This window comes from Indolivaga capnocytophagoides DSM 22835 (genome assembly GCF_000426485.1).
GTDB lineage: Bacteria > Bacteroidota > Bacteroidia > Bacteroidales > Dysgonomonadaceae > Dysgonomonas_A > Dysgonomonas_A capnocytophagoides.
Genome location: NZ_AUFL01000005.1, coordinates 59,221 through 76,865 on the forward strand (window position 1 = coordinate 59,221; position 17,645 = coordinate 76,865).

The window sequence follows — 17,645 nt, forward strand, 5'->3', positions numbered from 1 at the left end:
GGTCCTTGAAAATAATTCAAGGACTTTTTTGTGAGAAGATATAAAACCTTTTAAGTAAACAAAAGTATTTAATCATTTGTTTCCAAGTTATAGCAAACTAAGGTGTTATACTTGCCAAAGTAATAAATAGGTCTATGACCTTATTTCCAGAGAGGAGTCGGATATTCACCTTTATCAACTAAGCCCTGAAGTTTTGCAACTACAGAGTCTCTGTCTTCAGCATAAGTAACTCCAAACCACTTAGAAGTAGTATCAAGCACTTTTACATCCGCTGTTTTATTAGTAATCAAATGGTCAACCATCAATGGTATAAAATATTCAGCTTTCAGGTTACTTTGGTTCAATTCAAGGAATTTCACAAAGTACTCAGCCGAATATTGGAAATACTCAGGAGTAAATCCCCACATATTCATAGATACCGGAGTATTTTCAGGTAATTCATACCAATAGTCTTCTGCATCTTTGTATTGGATTTTGCCATCTTTACGTTCGATATGAGTTCTTTCAACCACACTGGTCAGGAAACCATCTTTATCTGTTTCGCAAACACCACGCGCAACAGCTCCACTTTCCGAAAGAGTATTACACAAACGGTATCCAACCATACAATAATGATTTTTACAGCCATCGAGATCTTTCAGAAAATTTGCTAAAGTCTGAAAACCGTCACGGCCATAAAAGTCATCGGCATTGATTACGGCAAAAGGTTCTTTGATAACATCCTTACCCATCAATACGGCATGATTTGTTCCCCATGGCTTAACACGGTCGGGGTGTACGGTAAATCCTTCGGGTAAATCGGTCAGCTCTTGAAAAACTACCTCTACCTCAATATGTTTGTCATATTTAGATGCAACTTTTTCAACAAATTCTTTTTCGAATGATTTGCGAATAACAAATACTAGCTTACCGAATCCGCTTTGAATAGCATCATAGATTGAGTAATCCATGATTGTTTCGCCATTAGGACCTAATCCGTCTAATTGTTTCAGACCTCCATAGCGACTACCCATTCCGGCAGCCAGAACAAATAATGTTGGTTTCATATGGTTTAGTTTCATTAAATTTAGATGAGTCACAAAGTTAACTTTTTTGCAAGAAAAGATCGTCCTTTTCTACAAAAAGGAGTAAAAAGATTCGGTTGGAGAATAAAGAAACAGACATATCTGCTCCTTTTCTAATAAGATCTAAAGTACGGCTGAGGCCTTAAGTCAAAATATTCAAGGTAAAATTCAATGATTATATATTAATTTAATACCTTTGCTCCGCACATTAAGAGTTTTGAAATTTACAAACATGAATAACCCTAACACTAACGATCTGATATATTTAGATCGAAATGAATACAGCTACGAAATATCTCCGGATGTAGCTAAAGTACTGAAAGATTTTAACCCTCAGGAATTATGTACTTATACCCGCTGTTTTCAGAACGGAATAAAAAGTGAACTATCTCAATACATCGGAGACATGTACGGGGTGGCAGAACAGAATGTTGTTTTAGGCTATGGCGGCGAAGATATTCTGAAAGGTGTTATACATTGTTTCTTAAGTCAGGGACATCAGCAGCGCAAAATGCTTATCCCCACATTTTCGTGGTGGTACTATAAATCGATAGCCGAAGAAGTTAACGGCATGACCATAATGTATCCTCTTTATGAAGATGGATACGACTTCAAATACAATATTCCCGAAATAAAAAAGATAGCTGCTCAGGAAAATCCTGATTTAGTTCTTCTGGCAAGTCCCAACAACCCGACAGGTAACTCGCTGTCATTGGATGAAATGAAAGATATCATTTCGTCTCTGAGTAAAGACACTATCATAGTTATTGACGAAGCATATACATCGTTTGCAAATAAAGACATTACATACATATCCCAATTAATAACCGAATTTCCGAATCTGCTGATTATCCGTACATTTTCTAAATTCTACGGACTTCCGGGACTTCGCCTCGGATATGGGTTTATGGGGGAAGGATTGAAAAAATTCACAAACTTCAGCACCATGTATTTGGGATACAATAAACTTACAGAACAATTGGGTATCGCCGCACTAAAATCAACTGCATACTATGATAAGAATGCAGCCCGCATGCAGAGCGATAAAGAATTATATAAAAACGGACTGAACCCCATCGAAGGATTTAAAGTTTACAATTCTGATGCTAATTTCGTTTTGGTTAAATATCCGACTGAATTAAAAGAACAACTGCAAGCCGAATTCAAAAAAGAAAATATCGTAGTTAAATTCATGAATGAAGAAGGCTTACGGACACATATGCGCATAACATTAGGAACGACTGCCATAAATGAAAGAGTTGTAGATATCATCCGAAGAGTTGCATTAAACAAATAATCCAGACAGAAGAATGAAAGCAGTAATCCTTGCCGCCGGTATAGCCTCACGTTTACGCCCTTTAACAAACAACACTCCCAAGTGCCTGCTCAATGTAGGAAGCAAATGCCTGCTTGCACGTACGATTGACTCGTTAATAGCCAATGGCTTCGATCGGTTGGTTATTGTTACAGGATATCTCAAAGAGATGATTGAAAGTTTTGTTTCGGCTAATTATCCAGATTTAAGAGTCGAATATATTTTCAACAGCAAATACGATTCTACGAATAATATCTATTCATTATGGCTTGCCAAATCTGCGGTACATGGGCAATCTATGCTGCTTCTGGACAGCGATATTCTCTTCGATGCAGCATTAATCAGCGCATTACTGGAATCAAAACACGAAAACTGCTTAGCTCTAAACTCTCACGAATTGGGAGATGAAGAGATAAAAGTGATTTTAAACACTGACGGACAAATTACCGAGATAAGCAAGACCTGTTCTATTGAAACTGCCGTTGGCGAATCAGTCGGCATAGAGAAATTCTCTGCTGAATTCGTTCAGGATCTTTATACCGAACTTGATGACATGATCTTAAACAAAGGTCAATCGGGAGTCTTCTACGAGATGGCATTCGAAAATCTTATCAAGAAAGGAGCTGAAATATACACTGTCGATACAACAAATATTTTTTCAATGGAACTTGACACTGTCGAAGATTTCGAGACAGCCTGCGCAAAGATTCCGGCACACTTACAGTAAGAAAAATTCGGATTTACACATATACACTAAGCCTGTTATCTAAAATGAGAGTTGTACTTTTCTGCGAGCATAAATATGCCGTGACAATACTTCTGCCCCTTCAGGAGGAAGCAAATAAAACATCAAAACATGAAATACTCTGGTTTGTTGATGCAAGAAATATTCCCGACTTTCCTTTAAAAAATGAGGTAAGATGGACTAATTCTATACAGGAAACATACAACTTCTCACCCGAAGCTATTTTTGTTCCGGGCAATATTGTACCTTATTATCTGCCGGGAGTTAAAGCTGAGATATTCCACGGATACGCAGCCGAAAAAAAAGATCATTGGGTAATACGCAGGTATCTGGATATGTATCTGACCCAAGGTCCCTTTTTCACCAAACCTTTCGAGCAACTGGCTCAGAACTACGGAGACTTTGAAGTCGTGGAAACAGGATGGCCTCGGCAAGACTGGATTTTTAACAACCTGCATACATTCGATAATTACCGAGAAGGTCTCTTAACTAAGTACAAGAAGAGTAAGATTGTTTTATATGCCCCGACATTCTCTCCCTCATTAACATCGCTGCCTTATATTAAAGAAGATATAAAAAAGCTAGCTGATCGAAAAGATGCAGTTATCCTACTTAAATTTCATCCACTGACAAAAAAAGAGTGGGTAGACGAGTACAAAGTACTAGCGAAGGAAGTAGAGAACATTTTATGGATAGAAGATCAGAATATTTCAAAATATATCCTTGCTTCGGATATGATGATAAGCGATACTTCTTCCGCTGTATATGAATTTCTTCTATTGGATAAGCCTGTTATCACTCTAAACAATGTTGCTAAAGACAAATACTGGCTTGATATAGATACTCCCGACAAACTCGATTGGGCTTATGATACAGTCCTGTCTAGTGACGAATACAAAGCAAAGCGCAAATGGATTATAGATAATTACGACCCGTATCTGGATGGAAAAGTGGCAGAAAGAATGTTCACTGCCGTGGAAGACTACATTGCAAGACACGGAGTACCCAAATATAGGAAACTCAACCTATGGCGAAAATATCAGTCTGTTAAAAAATTCGGAAAAATTAAGAAATAACTGGCTACTTTTCAAATCTCAAAGCGATTCTTCTATCCAATGCCCTGTCAATATCAGGGGCATCAGCAGCGTGTGTCGCATATTGATCGCCATAACCGATTGCAGAAATACGTGATCCTTCGATACCTTCTTCTATCAGGTAATTTCTGATTGTATTAGCACGATCCTGAGATAGCTTCAGATTACTTTCGATAGTACCTGTACGATCTGTAAATCCGGCAATGATCACTTTCGTATCTTTATAGTAGTTTAATATAACTGCAATATTATGTAATTGAGGCTTAGAAATGTCGGTCAGTTCGGTTGAACTTCCATACTTAAACTCGATATTATCGAAGTTAAACCACTTGTCTTTCAGCTGGTCGGTGGAAGCATTTCCATATTCGTCCGAACTAAGAAATCTCACAAGCTGATCTTCAATTCCGCCCTTATAGGCCTGAAGCCGCTTTCCATCGGGTAAAATTACAATAGTCGAAACCTTTTCCAATGCTTTTGATACAGTTGAAATAGTACCTTCTACCATTGCCGACGTTGCTGTGGTGACGGTATCTTTCACTTTAGTTGAAGTAGAATCTTCGCAAGACTTCCACCAAAAAGCAATAATAACTCCGCCAGCAACAATAATTGCCCACACAAGCCACGGAGGAGTCGGTTCTTTCAGCTTATAATCAGCTTCGGTCGATTCAATTACCGGGACGAAATTCCCTAACTCATCATTACTGCCGAGCCCGAACAATGATGCAAAACCGACAGGGATCAAATGAAGATAACTGCTCTTCTCGTAATTCAACCGCCCAAGTAAGCCTGTCATCCCCCATTTATATTCAGTCGCCCGATACCCCAGATCACTTGCTATTATTGGTGTTATCATTAATAATAGCTGATCGGTATTTGAATAAGACATCCCGAAAGTAGAGGATATCAGGGTTGTAAATTCTCCAAGTTTATCACCAAAAATAGCATCGAGCAGACGAAATCCCGAATAACTAATCCTTTCATCGGCATTACCCGAGAATATTGAAACAATATTGTCTTGCAGGTTATTATAATTACGCCCGGCCTTACTCAAGGCAATTTGTATGGGGGTGGTACTGCCTTTAGCCAACAAAGCCCCTAACAGACATGGTATAATAGAAGCCGAAGCATCTGCGACCTTACATCGGTCTTCGCAAAGAAACTCCGACGCACGGGTTATAGTATTATCTGTCAGTATAACTTGCAGCGAACTGTATATAGGCGACATAATTTACTTGGATAGATCGTATTTATATTTTCCTTTTTTATTAAACAAGGTGGCTCATTTTTAGTTCTTCCGCATAAATAAATTATTCGGAGACCTTTTCTACATATTTTTGCTTAGGTTCTACTGTAATAACCTTGAACAGTTTATCGGAAGGTCTGATCTTCTCGGTCAGCCTAATTGAGAACTTTTCGCCTTTGACAGTTTCCTGTACGGGTTTTAGATCAACACGTATTTCATCTACAACCTGAGAAACAGCTCCTGTTGTAGGTCCTGTTACCAGAATTTCATCTCCTACTTTTAAAGACTGGGTCTCCATCAGAAACTCGGCAACACCGATATTCGAGAAATATTTGATTCCTTTACCTATATAGACTTTGCGTTTAGTAGCTCCAGAACCATAATTAGCTGTCCACTCACCTAAACGCTGCCCAAGGTAATAACCATCCCAGAATCCTCTATTGAAGACTGTTGCCAAACGAGTATCCCATTCCGCAACTTTGTCTTCGGTATATGTTCCTTCGCAATATGCTTTTACCGCCTCTTTATAACATTCCACAACGGTACGCACATACTCTGCTCCACGTGCACGTCCTTCGATCTTAAACACCCGTACTCCGGCATCCATCATCTTGTTCATGAAATGGATTGTTTTCAGATCTTTGGGAGACATGATGTATTCGTTATCAATTTCAAGTTCGATATTACTTTCTTTATCTTTTACAATATAGCCTCTACGACACAATTGATTACAAGCCCCTCTGTTTGCAGACAAATCTTTTTCGTGCAAACTCAGGTAACATTTACCCGAAACAGCCATACATAAGGCTCCATGAGAAAACATTTCAATACGGATCAACTCTCCGCTTGGACCTTTTATCTGTTGTTCTACAATATCCTTATAAATATCGGCTACCTGATCCAGAGTCAACTCTCTGGCCAATACCACAACATCGGCAAATTGTCCATAAAATTTAAGAGCTTCCGTATTTGTGATATTAAGCTGTGTCGATAAATGCACTTCAACTCCAATGCTGCGGGCATACATCATTACTGCTACATCCGATGCTATAATCGCCGACACGTTAGCTTCTTTTGCAGCATTCACAATTTGGTGCATCAGACTTATATCATTATCATAAATAATGGTATTCACGGTCAAATAACTCTTCATCCCGTGTTCCTGACAAATTTTAGCTATATTTTTTAAATCTTCGGTTGTAAAGTTATTCGAAGATTTGGCACGCATATTCAACCCTTCGATACCAAAGTAAATTGAATTCGCACCTCCTTGTATTGCCGCAGCCAAAGAATCGTAAGATCCTACTGGCGCCATGATTTCAAAATCAGCAATATTTTTCATTTATCTATTCTGTATATTCTATATTTTCGGACTACAAAGATACAATAAAAAGCTCGATCTGTAGAATAACAAACCGAGCATCTAAGGTCTCAGACCTTTTTGTTGATTTTGCAGGCAAACAGCCAGAGTACGTTATCTCTTTAAAGTACGTCACTAACTGCTTTCTGTCACTTTTTATTGTTTAAGAATAACTTATCCTTTCTTAAGAAAACAGGTTTTCAACACAATACCCGATCCATCGATCTTGCAATCCACTTCGTCAGGGTTCTCTGTTAATTTTATGCTTTTTACTTTCGTCCCTCTTTTGATTACCATCGAAGAACCTCTTACTTTCAGGTCTTTTATTACAGTAACGGCATCTCCGTCTATCAATTCTGTTCCGTTACTATCTCTGGGAGTATCATCTGTTTCCTGTTGGTTTGCCTCATTAGTCCACTCATGACTACAATCGGGGCATACAAATACGGTTCCGTCGAAATACGTATTTTCCATGTCACAAAGTGGACAATTTGGAGTTTCAGCCATAATTTGATTCTGTTTTAGTTGTTTTTAAGGTCTTACCCTATTTAGCATTTTGGTAAGTAAAATAGCGAAAGCCTGTTGATAAATAGAAAGTAAATACTATCTTTTACTTATTATAACAACGAAGATAGGCTAAATTGTCATAGGTTACAAATCGAATACCGAATCAGTCTTATTTCTTACCAATTCTCATCCAAACAAAGGAAAACGGCTGACTCCCTAAAAAAGGAAGCAGCCGTCTTCGTTTATCCTAAAAAAACAGATACCTTATTGCTTTCCGCTGGTAGCTACTTCTTTATTTATTTTTTTCACCAATCCCTGAAGAACAGCTCCCGGTCCTAGTTCTACAAATTCAGTAGCACCATCGGCAATCATATGCTCTACAGATTGAGTCCATTTCACAGGAGCAGTCAACTGAGCAATCAGATTCTTTTTAATAGCCGCAGGATCAGATTCTGCAACAGTTGTCACATTTTGATACACAGGACAAATTGGAGCAGAGAACTCTGTTTCGTTAATTGCTTTTTCCAATTCTTCCTTAGCAGGATTCATCAATGGAGAATGGAACGCTCCACCTACGCTCAGTTTCAAAGCACGTTTTGCACCTGCTTCTTTCAACAATTCACACGCTTTATCAATTCCTGCATTCGTTCCCGAGATAACAATCTGTCCGGGGCAATTGTAATTTGCAGGTACTACAACTTCATCTTTTATAGATGCGCATATTTCTTCTACTTTTTCATCAGGTAAGCCCAATACTGCAGCCATGGTAGATGGATTCAATTCGCAAGCTTTCTGCATAGCCAATGCACGCTTATAAACTAGCTTCAATCCATCTTCGAACGACAAAGCATTAGCTGCGACCAAAGCCGAAAACTCTCCCAAAGAGTGACCTGCAACCATTTCCGGAACAAATTCGGCACCTAAAGTTTTAGCTAAAATTACAGAATGTAAGAATATCGCTGGTTGTGTAACTTTTGTTTGACGCAAGTCTTCATCAGTTCCGCTAAACATTAAATCAGTAATACGGAAACCTAAAATTTCATTTGCTTTTTCGAATAAATCTTTCGCTACGGGTGATGTTTCATACAAATCCTTACCCATGCCCACAAACTGAGCACCTTGACCCGGAAATACAAATGCTTTCATACTTTAATATGTTATAAATTAATGAAATGTCTTGATATATATTTTTTTGATTCTCTATATTCAACGCGATTTAAGGTTTTAACACCTTAGATACGGCTGGCAAATTTAATAAAAAAACACAAACCAAACTCGTCTTGATCGAGTTTAGGTAAGATTCTCTGTTTTAGATAAAAAGCACCGGAATAGTTTTCCGATGCTTTTTCTTACTGCTAATATATATGCTTATTTGATATATTCAACCTTATTTTCATTACGAGGCTTAGCGTTCGGTGATTCGTTCTTGTATCCTACCGATATTCCGAAAATGACCTCATGAGTATCAGGCAGATTTATAGCTTCACGTAATTCTTTTGACTGCGGTTTATTGAAGATTCCGGCAACACTGCCAATCACACATGTCCCGATATTCATAGACTCGGCACTCAATAGAATATTCTGGGCAAATAATCCGCAATCAACCGCACTGTATGAGTTACTTTTATCTTTTGCGACAATGATTAGCGTAGGTGCTCCGTGAAACACACTGAATCCGTCTTCCTGAGCTTTAGATGCGCTACCGGGTAAAGACTTTCCTTTGGCATCCTCAACAAAAGCAGTATTTATTTTATTCAGCAAATCTGGATTTTGGATTACACGTACTTCCCACGATTGTTTATTTAAAGCACTGGGTGCATTTATTCCACTTTGAATTATTGTATCCATTTGAGCCTGTGCAACCTGTTCGGGCTTGTATTTTCGAATACTACGGCGGTTCATTATATTTTCAACCACTACATTCTTAGCAACTTCCGGTTCTTTTTTCGTATCCGTATCTTTTGCCGGCTGACTACATGACATAAAGACTAAAAAGGAAAGAGATAATACTGTTAAGATTCTCATAGATGTAAAATATTTTTGTGTATTAAAAATTGAAGAATATAAAAATAGAAAAAATATTCCATACTCCTACTCCTAGTTTTTCCAAATCTCACATTAACTTACATATAAATAAAAAGGATGTCTTTTAATCAAAAGACATCCTTTTATTCTAAATTATCTATATTATTACTGCGCGTTCTCGAATTGTTTAAGAAAACGAGCGTCATTCTCTGAGAACATACGCAGATCTTTCACCCTGTATTTCAAATTAGTAATACGTTCAATACCCATTCCCAGGGCATATCCTGAATATACTTTGCTATCGATACCGCAGTTTTCCAATACATTAGGATCGACCATACCACAACCGAGAATTTCTACCCATCCGGTATGCTTACAGAACGGGCAACCTTTACCTCCACAGATATTACATGAGATATCCATTTCTGCACTAGGCTCTGTAAATGGGAAATAAGATGGCCGAAGACGAATTTTTGTATCTGCACCAAACATTTCTTTTGCAAAGAATAGCAATGCTTGCTTTAAATCGGCAAACGAAACATTTTTATCGATATACAATGCTTCTACCTGATGAAAGAAACAATGCGCACGATACGAAATAGCTTCATTCCGATAAACACGTCCTGGACAAATAATCCGAATCGGAGGTTCTTGTTTTTCCATTACTCTGGTTTGCACCGACGAAGTATGGGTACGCAAAACCACTTCGGGGTTACGTGCTATAAAGAATGTATCCTGCATATCACGAGCAGGGTGATCATCGGCAAAATTAAGAGACGAAAACACATGCCAGTCATCTTCTATCTCAGGACCTTCCGCTATCGAAAAACCAAGACGTTTAAATATATCACAAATCTCTTTTTTCACTAAAGAAAGAGGATGGCGTGTACCCAATTCCACAGGATAAGCTGTACGGGTAAGGTCAATAGATTCTTCTGACGAAGATGAATTTTCGAGATTCTCTTTCAATTGATTTATTCTATCCTGAGCTTTAGTTTTCAGCTCATTCAATTTCATCCCGATATTTTTCTTTTCTTCGGCTGCTACGTTTCTAAAATCATCCATCAAAGCAGATACAGAGCCTTTTTTGCTTAAGAATTTTATACGCAAATCCTCTAGTTCCTGAACATTCGAAGCTTTTAACTCTTCTATATCTCCAAGTAGTTTGTTTATTTTATCAATCATCAGATCTTAATCCTTAGTCATTAATTCATTCGATAGGCAAAGTTACATTTTTCTTTTCTAAAAAAAGAAATTAAGGCATCAGACCGTTACATTAATTTATATTCTATTCAACACTCTATCTTTTCGATCCAAAAGGAAAATAACCAGCTTTGAAACGCATTTTTAATTTACGAAAAAGATTAAACGGCTTTTTCTTGATCTTTCCCTGATGATTTTCGATAAAATCATCTACGGCATTTAATATCCGAGCCGAAGCATGCCCGTCTCTGAAAGGATGAACCAGATCCATTTTATTTTTAATATTCTTCAATAGTTCATTTGGATACGATAACCCTTTTTCAATTGCCAACTCCAAAGACCCGCTATCTAATATATTGATTAAATGATCCTCAGGAAATGTATTGCGAAATGTCACAACTGGTTTATCAAACCATAGAAACTCGTATATAACAGAAGATGTATCACTAATCATTATATCTGAAGTCTGATACAATGATAATTTTTCTTCTTTATCCGAATATTCTACATGATCATATTTTCGGGCTAGCTTTTTATATTTTTCTATTGTTTGAATATCTATCTTAGGGTGAAACGAAAATATCCACCTCCAGTTTCGAGTCTGAACTAAACGTTCTATTTCGACAAATAAATGTTCTGTCGATATCAACCCTTTAGTAAAAGTAGGAGCATATATTATTGTGGGCACATTATCCTTGTGAATAGTTGGTTTAGCTTTAGTATAAGCATCAAATTTACTCCAACCTGTTTCTAGAACTTTGAAATAACCATATTTTTTTTCCAAACGCTTAAATTCGGGCATAAATAAACTACTTGTTACACAATACAGATCAAACAAACCTCTTATACGGTAATGATCTCCATAATTGTTACGCTTATAAAACAACCCATGAAAAACCTCAACTTTCACCCCCGGAAAGAAATCATAAATATAATTTCCCGGTGCAAAAACAGCTATTGGGTTATATTCAATCACATCATATATTGTTTTCAATAGTTTTTCATCCTCCGCTAAATAAATCGGACATTTCTTTTCTATAAACCAAGCAACATCTCCACCTCTCTTACGGATCTCTGTTTGTATGGGTCTTAATATTGAATAAGAATAGCTTAGGGAAACAAACAAAACATATTTTTTCATTTTACAACACTCTAATAAATGACAAAGACGGAGCACTAAATACATTATATATTTAGTGCTCCGTCAGTATGTATATCAAAGATACAGCAATATTTTTAATTATATCGGGCATTCATATTTTTTCTGAGATACGCACTTAATTTTTTACTTATAAAAGTATGCGGTATCGGTTTCCTGATTTAAATTACTAGTTTTGTAAATAAAAACTCAAATGAATAAAGAAGTATATTACGGAGATCTGAAAAAAACACAAGCTTTGGATAAACTTTTCTCCGTTCCGTTCGAATCAAGAGATGAATCTTGGAAAAATATATTTTTAGAGAATGTCACCGATGCTAGTTTTGCGTGTAATGACCCTCAGGTAATATCAGGTCCTGATGGATTTCCTTACTTTGTATTAAATATACCGGAACCAAATAAAGAGTTTCAGTGTTATGTGGTTAATCGTATGATTCCCGATTTCATCCTAGACAATGGATTAGGTATAGTTATCAATCCTGCAAAAGGTCAACCCGATTGGGTATTTACATACGGAGAACTTGTTAATTTTCACTTGAGAAACGAATTTTATACAGATTCGAATAACTGGTATGTACAAACCGAAAATAGGATAAACGAAGATACACAACTACTCGTAGGGCAACCATCTGAGTATATAATTCCCGTACAAACCCGTAACATCTTACGCCAATATCTAAAACAATATACCGAGACTGAAGCTAAAATAGTTTTGACAAACAGACCCGAAGGTGAAGAATTTCTTCAACAGTTGACATTTAATCTAACCCCGGCTGATTTTCAGAGCGAAGAGCATTTCAATGGAGTCATGCAGAATATAGGCTGGTTCTTGCCTCGCCATTATACTTATGCTTCTACTTCGGAAGAAACTTTTGCCGATCATTTTACAGCTTTGTAAGATATAAGAATAACTCTTTATCTATATAAAAAGTCATACCCCCTTGCTTCACAGCATGGGGGTATTAAAATGATCAACTAAAAAACTATCAATAGAAATGATTCACTATAAACTGAATACGGCATTAAGGCCTACGACCTTTTCCATTTACCTTATATCAGGTGATTTTCCTTTTCAGGTATGTGCCACCAGATACTTTGTTTCACTTATGCTTTTCATTGCTTTTTTCCTTTTACAATAGCGTCGGCATTGCTCGCTTACGCTATATCCTAACAAAACACCGATCATAAAATCTTCTTCCGGCGAAAGCTCATCCAGAAAACGTTCTTTACACAGATTTCTGACTACAACAAGACATTCTTCTTTTCCGAAAAATACGTTTATGTTTCCGTTTTTTATTTTCTGTATCATGTAGCTAATCTCATTCCGCTCGAGTTTGGCCACTACTTTTTCTTGCATATGGGCAGGGAGTGTACACAAAACCATGTCTCTGACTCCTTTCTTAAACTCGTAAATATGATGATTAAATACTAACATTTCAGATTACGGATAAACAGTGTTTATATTAATGATATTAACATAAAGGTCTGAGACCTTTATATTTGTTTTTTCAAATCTTCCAGCCAAAGAGCTACACGCTGATCTGTCAAGTTAGATTCATTATCTTCATCGATAAGTAATCCTACAAATTGTCCATCAACAATAGCTTCAGAACTATCATATGTATAACCTTCAACAGAAGTCTTTCCAATTAATTGGCATCCTTTATTTTTAATTACTTCATAAATTTTACCAAGAGCATCGCCAAAAGTATCACTGTAAGAAGAAGAGTCTCCACAACCGAACAATGCGACTTTCTTTCCATTTAGGTCTGCGTCTTTTACATCATCGATAAATGTTTCCCAATCGTCTTGCAAATCGCCCATACCCATTGTTGAAGATCCTAACAACACAACATCATACGGATTGAAATCAGCAGCTGCAGAGCTTACATCATGTACATCAGCCGAAGCTACACCTAATGCTTTTGCGATACGATCTGCTAAATCTTGAGTATTACCGGTTGTAGAACCATAGTATATGCCTATCTTTGCCATGCTTTTAATTAATTGAAAGTTTAATTATTTATTTTGTTATTTTTATACTGCAAAGTAAAGGGAGTTTTACAGTTTCTACAATACCAATAAATAATGATATTATTCGCACTTTCTAATTACTTATAAGGATAAGCGCACCCTTTTATCGGGCAAAACAATTCATTTTAAACACATTAAACAGATAAGATAGTATAGTAACATATAATTATTTTTTTGTATGCCTATAAAATAATTTTGAATAGCTTTGTCCGAGAACTGCTCTAGATAAGCATTACACAATATATTATCAAATTATTTTTATCATCTTAGTTTTACTGATAATTTAAATTATAGCATATATATGACCATAAACAAACTGATATCCTCGGCTCTGAATATCCGCGAAAGCCAAATCGAAAAAACAATAGCATTGCTAAACGATGGGGCAACCATTCCGTTTATCAGCCGTTATCGGAAAGAAGCAACAGGCGGACTCGATGAAGTACAGATAGCTGCCATAAAAGAACAATACGATAAACTGATAGAATTGACCAAAAGAAAAGAGACAATTCTGAAAACGATAGAAGAACAAGAAAAACTGACTCCCGAGCTCAAACTGCGTATAGAATCGTGCTGGAATGCAACCGAGTTAGAAGACATATATCTGCCCTACAAACCCAAACGACAAACCAGAGCCGAAATAGCCCGTAAAAAGGGATTGGAAGGACTGGCACAAGCCATAATGCTCCAACAGCGGTTCGATGTAGAAGGCAAAGCACTGGCTTTCGTTAAAGGCGATGTAGCCGATACCAAAGAGGCCATAAACGGAGCATGCGACATCATTGCCGAATGGGTGAGCGAAGACGAATCGGCAAGAAATTCAATCCGAAATCTGTTTCAACGCGAAGCCTTTATCACCTCTAAAGTAGTAAAAGGAAAAGACGAAGAAGGCGATAAATACCGTGACTATTTCGATCTCGAAGAACGGCTCAGCCGATGCTCGTCGCATCGATTACTCGCCATGAGACGGGGTGAAGCCGAAGGTTTCCTCAAGATAACCATCTCGCCTGAAGAAGAAGATGCATTGGAACGCCTCAACCGCAAGTTCGTAAAAGGAGCAACCGAGGCATCGGAATATGTCGAAACCGCTGTTAAAGATGCCTACAAACGCTTATTGAAGCCTTCGATAGAAACCGAATTTGCTGCTTCTGCCAAAGAAGTAGCAGACGAAGAAGCAATACGTGTATTTATCGAAAACTTGCGTCAGTTGCTGTTAGCCGCCCCACTCGGACAAAAACGGGTACTGGGTATCGATCCTGGTTATCGTACAGGCTGTAAGATCGTTTGCTTAGATGCTCAGGGCAATCTGCTGCACAACGAAGCCATCTATCCGCACCCCCCTCAAAATGAAACTCAAAAGGCAGGTAACAAGATAGTTCAGCTTGTTTCTACTTACAAAATAGATGCTATTGCCATCGGTAACGGTACGGCAAGCCGCGAAACGGAACGTTTTATCACCAACCTGCGTTACGAAAAAGAGGTACAGGTATTTGTGGTCAGCGAAAACGGTGCGTCTATCTACTCGGCATCTAAAATTGCCCGGGAAGAATTTCCCGAATACGATGTTACCGTACGTGGTGCTGTATCGATCGGCAGACGTTTGATGGATCCGTTGGCTGAATTGGTCAAGATAGACCCAAAATCGATCGGAGTAGGTCAGTATCAGCACGATGTAGATCAAACGAAACTCAAAAAATCGCTCGATCTTACTGTCGAAAGTTGCGTAAACCTCGTTGGGGTGAATGTAAATACTGCCAGCAAGCACCTGTTGACATACATATCGGGACTGGGTCCTACCCTCGCCCAGAATATTGTAGATTACAGAGCCGAACACGGTGCATTCAAAACCCGAAAACAACTGCTTAAAGTTCCCCGGATGGGCGAAAAAGCATTCGAACAATGCGCAGGTTTCCTTCGTATTGCCGAAGCCGAAAATCCGTTGGATAACTCGTCGGTACACCCCGAAAGTTATCACATTGTAGAAACTATGGCTAAGGATTTGGGCTGTAACGTAAAGGAGCTGATAGATAATAAAGACCTGAAAAAGTCGCTCGATCTGAATAAGTATGTGTCGGACAAAGTAGGATTACCTACCCTCAACGATATTATTCAGGAGTTAGACAAACCGGGACGTGATCCCCGTAAAAAGATACAGGCATTCGAATTTGACCCGACTATCAAAACCATCGAAGACCTGCGTGAAGGAATGTTACTGCCGGGCATCGTTACCAACGTTACCAACTTCGGATGTTTTGTGGATGTAGGTATCAAAGAAAACGGATTGGTACATATATCCGAACTTGCCGACAGGTTTGTATCCGATCCTACCGAGATAGTATCGCTACACCAATATGTACAGGTAAAAGTAATATCGGTAGATGCTGCCCGTAAACGTGTAGCTCTGTCGATGAAAGACCTCGGATAAAGGTCGCAGACCTATTTAATTAATTAGCTTGTAGGGGCGTATAACTATTCACCCCTACAACAATCAAACAACAGCAAAGGCTGCTCAAATAAATTGGGCAGCCTTTGTTATTTATATGATGAAAATATCTTACTCGATAAAATCAACAGTTTCTTCGCCGATCATCTTACGTAGAGTATTTTTCAACTTCACGTATTGGATGAACAAGTCGTGTTCAGCAATTTTACTTGGCTCGTGCATTGGGCTCTTGAAGTAGAATGACAACCAGTCTTGGATACCACTCATACCTGCACGTTGTGCAAGATCGGTAAACAATACAAGGTCAAGACACAAAGGAGCTGCAAGGATAGAGTCACGGCAAAGGAAATCCACTTTCAATTGCATTGGGTAACCTAACCATCCGAACAAGTCGATATTATCCCATCCTTCTTTATTGTCTTTACGAGGTGGGTAATAGTTGATACGTACTTTGTGATAAACGTTTCCGTAAAGTTCAGGATAAAGGTCTGGTTGAAGAATGTTATCGATAACCGACAATTTAGATTCTTCTTTAGTTTTGAATGAACCCGGATCGTCAAGAACTTCTCCGTCGCGGTTACCAAGAATGTTTGTAGAGAACCATCCGCTAAGACCTAGCATACGAGTTTTCAACATAGGAGACAATACAGTCTTCAACATTGTTTGCCCTGTTTTGAAGTCTTTACCGCAGATAGGCACTTGTTTTGCAGCTGCAAGTTCCCACATAGCAGGAATATCTACTGTAAGGTTAGGAGCACCATTGATGTAAGCTACACCTTCTGATACTGCTGCATAAGCATACAAGTTAGAAGGAGCGATATCAGCATGGCTTTCTTTCATTGCTTTTTCTAAAGTAGCCAATGATTTGTGGATTTCGCCGAGTGGAGTAAATACTTCAGTACTACCGCACCAAATCATCACTATACGATCGCAATTGTTTGCTTTTTTAAATTCGCGGATATCTTCTCTTACCTGCTCCATCAAGTCCCATTTAGTAGGAGCTTGTTTTACCCATGTTCCGTGAAGTCTCTTCACAAAATTCTGATCGAAAACAGCTTTCATAGGTTTGATCGCAGCCAACTCGTCTTTTACTTTGTTCAAGTCTTCGTCGGTCAATACTTCTGCATGTTTTGCAGCTTTGTAAGCATCATCTTCGAAAAGATCCCATCCACCGAATACGATGTCGTTCAGTTCTGCCAAAGGCACTGCATCTTTAATTTTTGGGAAACGGTTTTCTTCTCTTTTACCCAAACGCATTGTAGCTAATTGAGTGATTGAACCTACAGGTGTACCTAAGCCCTTACGAGCGATTAATGTACCTGCAATAAATGTAGTAGCTACTGCGCCACCAACTCCAACAACCAGAACACCAAGTTTTCCATTGGCTGGTTTCAATTGTACTTTTTCCATTTTTTATTCGTTTAAAATACACCGCAACCCGCGGCAATCCTTT

16 protein-coding genes are annotated in these 17,645 nt (G+C 38.1%); 5 read left to right on the plus strand and 11 right to left on the minus strand.

Translation table 11 applies throughout. The annotated features are described in order from the left end of the window. Nucleotides 1–140: 140 nt before the first annotated feature. Nucleotides 141–1,046: a sugar phosphate nucleotidyltransferase gene (locus tag K322_RS0101975; RefSeq protein WP_026625353.1), complete on the minus strand. Its 906-nt coding sequence runs from the start codon at nt 1,044–1,046 to the stop codon at nt 141–143. Nucleotides 1,047–1,296: 250 nt separating this feature from the next. Between K322_RS0101975 and K322_RS0101980 the strand changes: the two genes are divergently transcribed. From K322_RS0101980 to K322_RS0101990, 3 genes are read left to right on the plus strand one after another with little or no spacing between them, the layout of a single operon-like run. Further along, a complete protein-coding gene (locus tag K322_RS0101980; protein ID WP_035331118.1) occupies nt 1,297–2,361 on the plus strand; it encodes a pyridoxal phosphate-dependent aminotransferase in 1,065 nt (354 codons plus the stop codon). Nucleotides 2,362–2,374: 13 nt separating this feature from the next. Next, nucleotides 2,375–3,106, plus strand: coding sequence for a phosphocholine cytidylyltransferase family protein (locus K322_RS0101985; RefSeq protein WP_026625355.1), 732 nt, complete (start codon nt 2,375–2,377; stop codon nt 3,104–3,106). Between the two features lie 44 nt (nt 3,107–3,150). After that, nucleotides 3,151–4,200 carry a CDP-glycerol glycerophosphotransferase family protein gene (locus tag K322_RS0101990; protein ID WP_026625356.1) on the plus strand — a complete coding sequence of 350 codons (1,050 nt, stop codon included), beginning with the start codon at nt 3,151–3,153 and terminating at the stop codon, nt 4,198–4,200. Nucleotides 4,201–4,204: 4 nt separating this feature from the next. On the opposite strand, the gene K322_RS20065 is transcribed toward K322_RS0101990, so the two are convergent. From K322_RS20065 to K322_RS0102025, 7 genes are all read right to left on the minus strand, one after another. Beyond that, a complete protein-coding gene (locus tag K322_RS20065) occupies nt 4,205–5,443 on the minus strand; it encodes an OmpA family protein (RefSeq protein ID WP_051290562.1) in 1,239 nt (412 codons plus the stop codon). An 82-nt stretch (nt 5,444–5,525) separates the two neighbouring features. Beyond that, entirely contained in the window at nt 5,526–6,803 is a 1,278-nt protein-coding gene (locus tag K322_RS0102000; RefSeq protein ID WP_026625357.1) for a peptidase U32 family protein, read from the minus strand. A 192-nt stretch (nt 6,804–6,995) separates the two neighbouring features. After that, nucleotides 6,996–7,328 carry a zinc ribbon domain-containing protein YjdM gene (locus K322_RS0102005; protein ID WP_026625358.1) on the minus strand — a complete coding sequence of 111 codons (333 nt, stop codon included), beginning with the start codon at nt 7,326–7,328 and terminating at the stop codon, nt 6,996–6,998. A 264-nt stretch (nt 7,329–7,592) separates the two neighbouring features. Then, complete coding sequence (gene fabD / locus K322_RS0102010; protein ID WP_026625359.1) at nt 7,593–8,474, minus strand: ACP S-malonyltransferase; 882 nt, start codon at nt 8,472–8,474, stop codon at nt 7,593–7,595. Nucleotides 8,475–8,696: 222 nt separating this feature from the next. Continuing rightward, nucleotides 8,697–9,353 (minus strand): nitroreductase family protein, encoded by a 657-nt coding sequence (locus K322_RS0102015; RefSeq protein WP_035331120.1) that lies wholly within the window; start codon nt 9,351–9,353, stop codon nt 8,697–8,699. Nucleotides 9,354–9,518: 165 nt separating this feature from the next. Next, on the minus strand, nt 9,519–10,538 hold the full coding sequence (locus tag K322_RS0102020; protein ID WP_026625361.1) for a phenylalanine--tRNA ligase subunit alpha: 1,020 nt from the start codon (nt 10,536–10,538) through the stop codon (nt 9,519–9,521). Between the two features lie 115 nt (nt 10,539–10,653). Then, a complete protein-coding gene (locus tag K322_RS0102025) occupies nt 10,654–11,697 on the minus strand; it encodes a CDP-glycerol glycerophosphotransferase family protein (RefSeq protein WP_026625362.1) in 1,044 nt (347 codons plus the stop codon). 211 nt (nt 11,698–11,908) lie between these two features. Between K322_RS0102025 and K322_RS18335 the strand changes: the two genes are divergently transcribed. Next, nucleotides 11,909–12,613 (plus strand): hypothetical protein, encoded by a 705-nt coding sequence (locus K322_RS18335; RefSeq protein WP_051290566.1) that lies wholly within the window; start codon nt 11,909–11,911, stop codon nt 12,611–12,613. A gap of 174 nt (nt 12,614–12,787) precedes the next feature. Here the strand turns inward: K322_RS18335 and K322_RS0102035 are convergent, their stop codons facing one another. Next, nucleotides 12,788–13,150 carry a DUF2023 family protein gene (locus K322_RS0102035; RefSeq protein ID WP_026625363.1) on the minus strand — a complete coding sequence of 121 codons (363 nt, stop codon included), beginning with the start codon at nt 13,148–13,150 and terminating at the stop codon, nt 12,788–12,790. A gap of 59 nt (nt 13,151–13,209) precedes the next feature. Next, nucleotides 13,210–13,710 carry a flavodoxin gene (locus K322_RS0102040; protein WP_026625364.1) on the minus strand — a complete coding sequence of 167 codons (501 nt, stop codon included), beginning with the start codon at nt 13,708–13,710 and terminating at the stop codon, nt 13,210–13,212. A 340-nt stretch (nt 13,711–14,050) separates the two neighbouring features. Between K322_RS0102040 and K322_RS0102045 the strand changes: the two genes are divergently transcribed. After that, nucleotides 14,051–16,174 carry a Tex family protein gene (locus K322_RS0102045; RefSeq protein WP_026625365.1) on the plus strand — a complete coding sequence of 708 codons (2,124 nt, stop codon included), beginning with the start codon at nt 14,051–14,053 and terminating at the stop codon, nt 16,172–16,174. 129 nt (nt 16,175–16,303) lie between these two features. Here K322_RS0102045 and K322_RS0102050 read toward each other — a convergent pair whose 3' ends face one another. Then, nucleotides 16,304–17,602: an inositol-3-phosphate synthase gene (locus K322_RS0102050; RefSeq protein ID WP_026625366.1), complete on the minus strand. Its 1,299-nt coding sequence runs from the start codon at nt 17,600–17,602 to the stop codon at nt 16,304–16,306. Nucleotides 17,603–17,645: the final 43 nt, after the last annotated feature.

What these genes read in the sequence shown, in the direction of transcription:
- K322_RS0101990 (WP_026625356.1), top strand. Translation starts at nt 3,151, where the DNA reads ATGAGAGTTGTACTTTTCTGCGAGCATAAATATGCCGTGACAATACTT.
- K322_RS0102045 (WP_026625365.1), top strand. Translation starts at nt 14,051, where the DNA reads ATGACCATAAACAAACTGATATCCTCGGCTCTGAATATCCGCGAAAGC.
- K322_RS0102005 (WP_026625358.1), bottom strand. Translation starts at nt 7,328, where the DNA reads ATGGCTGAAACTCCAAATTGTCCACTTTGTGACATGGAAAATACGTAT.
- K322_RS18335 (WP_051290566.1), top strand. Translation starts at nt 11,909, where the DNA reads ATGAATAAAGAAGTATATTACGGAGATCTGAAAAAAACACAAGCTTTG.
- K322_RS0102025 (WP_026625362.1), bottom strand. Translation starts at nt 11,697, where the DNA reads ATGAAAAAATATGTTTTGTTTGTTTCCCTAAGCTATTCTTATTCAATA.
- K322_RS0101985 (WP_026625355.1), top strand. Translation starts at nt 2,375, where the DNA reads ATGAAAGCAGTAATCCTTGCCGCCGGTATAGCCTCACGTTTACGCCCT.
- K322_RS0101980 (WP_035331118.1), top strand. Translation starts at nt 1,297, where the DNA reads ATGAATAACCCTAACACTAACGATCTGATATATTTAGATCGAAATGAA.
- K322_RS0102020 (WP_026625361.1), bottom strand. Translation starts at nt 10,538, where the DNA reads ATGATTGATAAAATAAACAAACTACTTGGAGATATAGAAGAGTTAAAA.
- fabD (WP_026625359.1), bottom strand. Translation starts at nt 8,474, where the DNA reads ATGAAAGCATTTGTATTTCCGGGTCAAGGTGCTCAGTTTGTGGGCATG.
- K322_RS0102040 (WP_026625364.1), bottom strand. Translation starts at nt 13,710, where the DNA reads ATGGCAAAGATAGGCATATACTATGGTTCTACAACCGGTAATACTCAA.
- K322_RS0102050 (WP_026625366.1), bottom strand. Translation starts at nt 17,602, where the DNA reads ATGGAAAAAGTACAATTGAAACCAGCCAATGGAAAACTTGGTGTTCTG.
- K322_RS0101975 (WP_026625353.1), bottom strand. Translation starts at nt 1,046, where the DNA reads ATGAAACCAACATTATTTGTTCTGGCTGCCGGAATGGGTAGTCGCTAT.
- K322_RS0102000 (WP_026625357.1), bottom strand. Translation starts at nt 6,803, where the DNA reads ATGAAAAATATTGCTGATTTTGAAATCATGGCGCCAGTAGGATCTTAC.
- K322_RS0102035 (WP_026625363.1), bottom strand. Translation starts at nt 13,150, where the DNA reads ATGTTAGTATTTAATCATCATATTTACGAGTTTAAGAAAGGAGTCAGA.
- K322_RS20065 (WP_051290562.1), bottom strand. Translation starts at nt 5,443, where the DNA reads ATGTCGCCTATATACAGTTCGCTGCAAGTTATACTGACAGATAATACT.
- K322_RS0102015 (WP_035331120.1), bottom strand. Translation starts at nt 9,353, where the DNA reads ATGAGAATCTTAACAGTATTATCTCTTTCCTTTTTAGTCTTTATGTCA.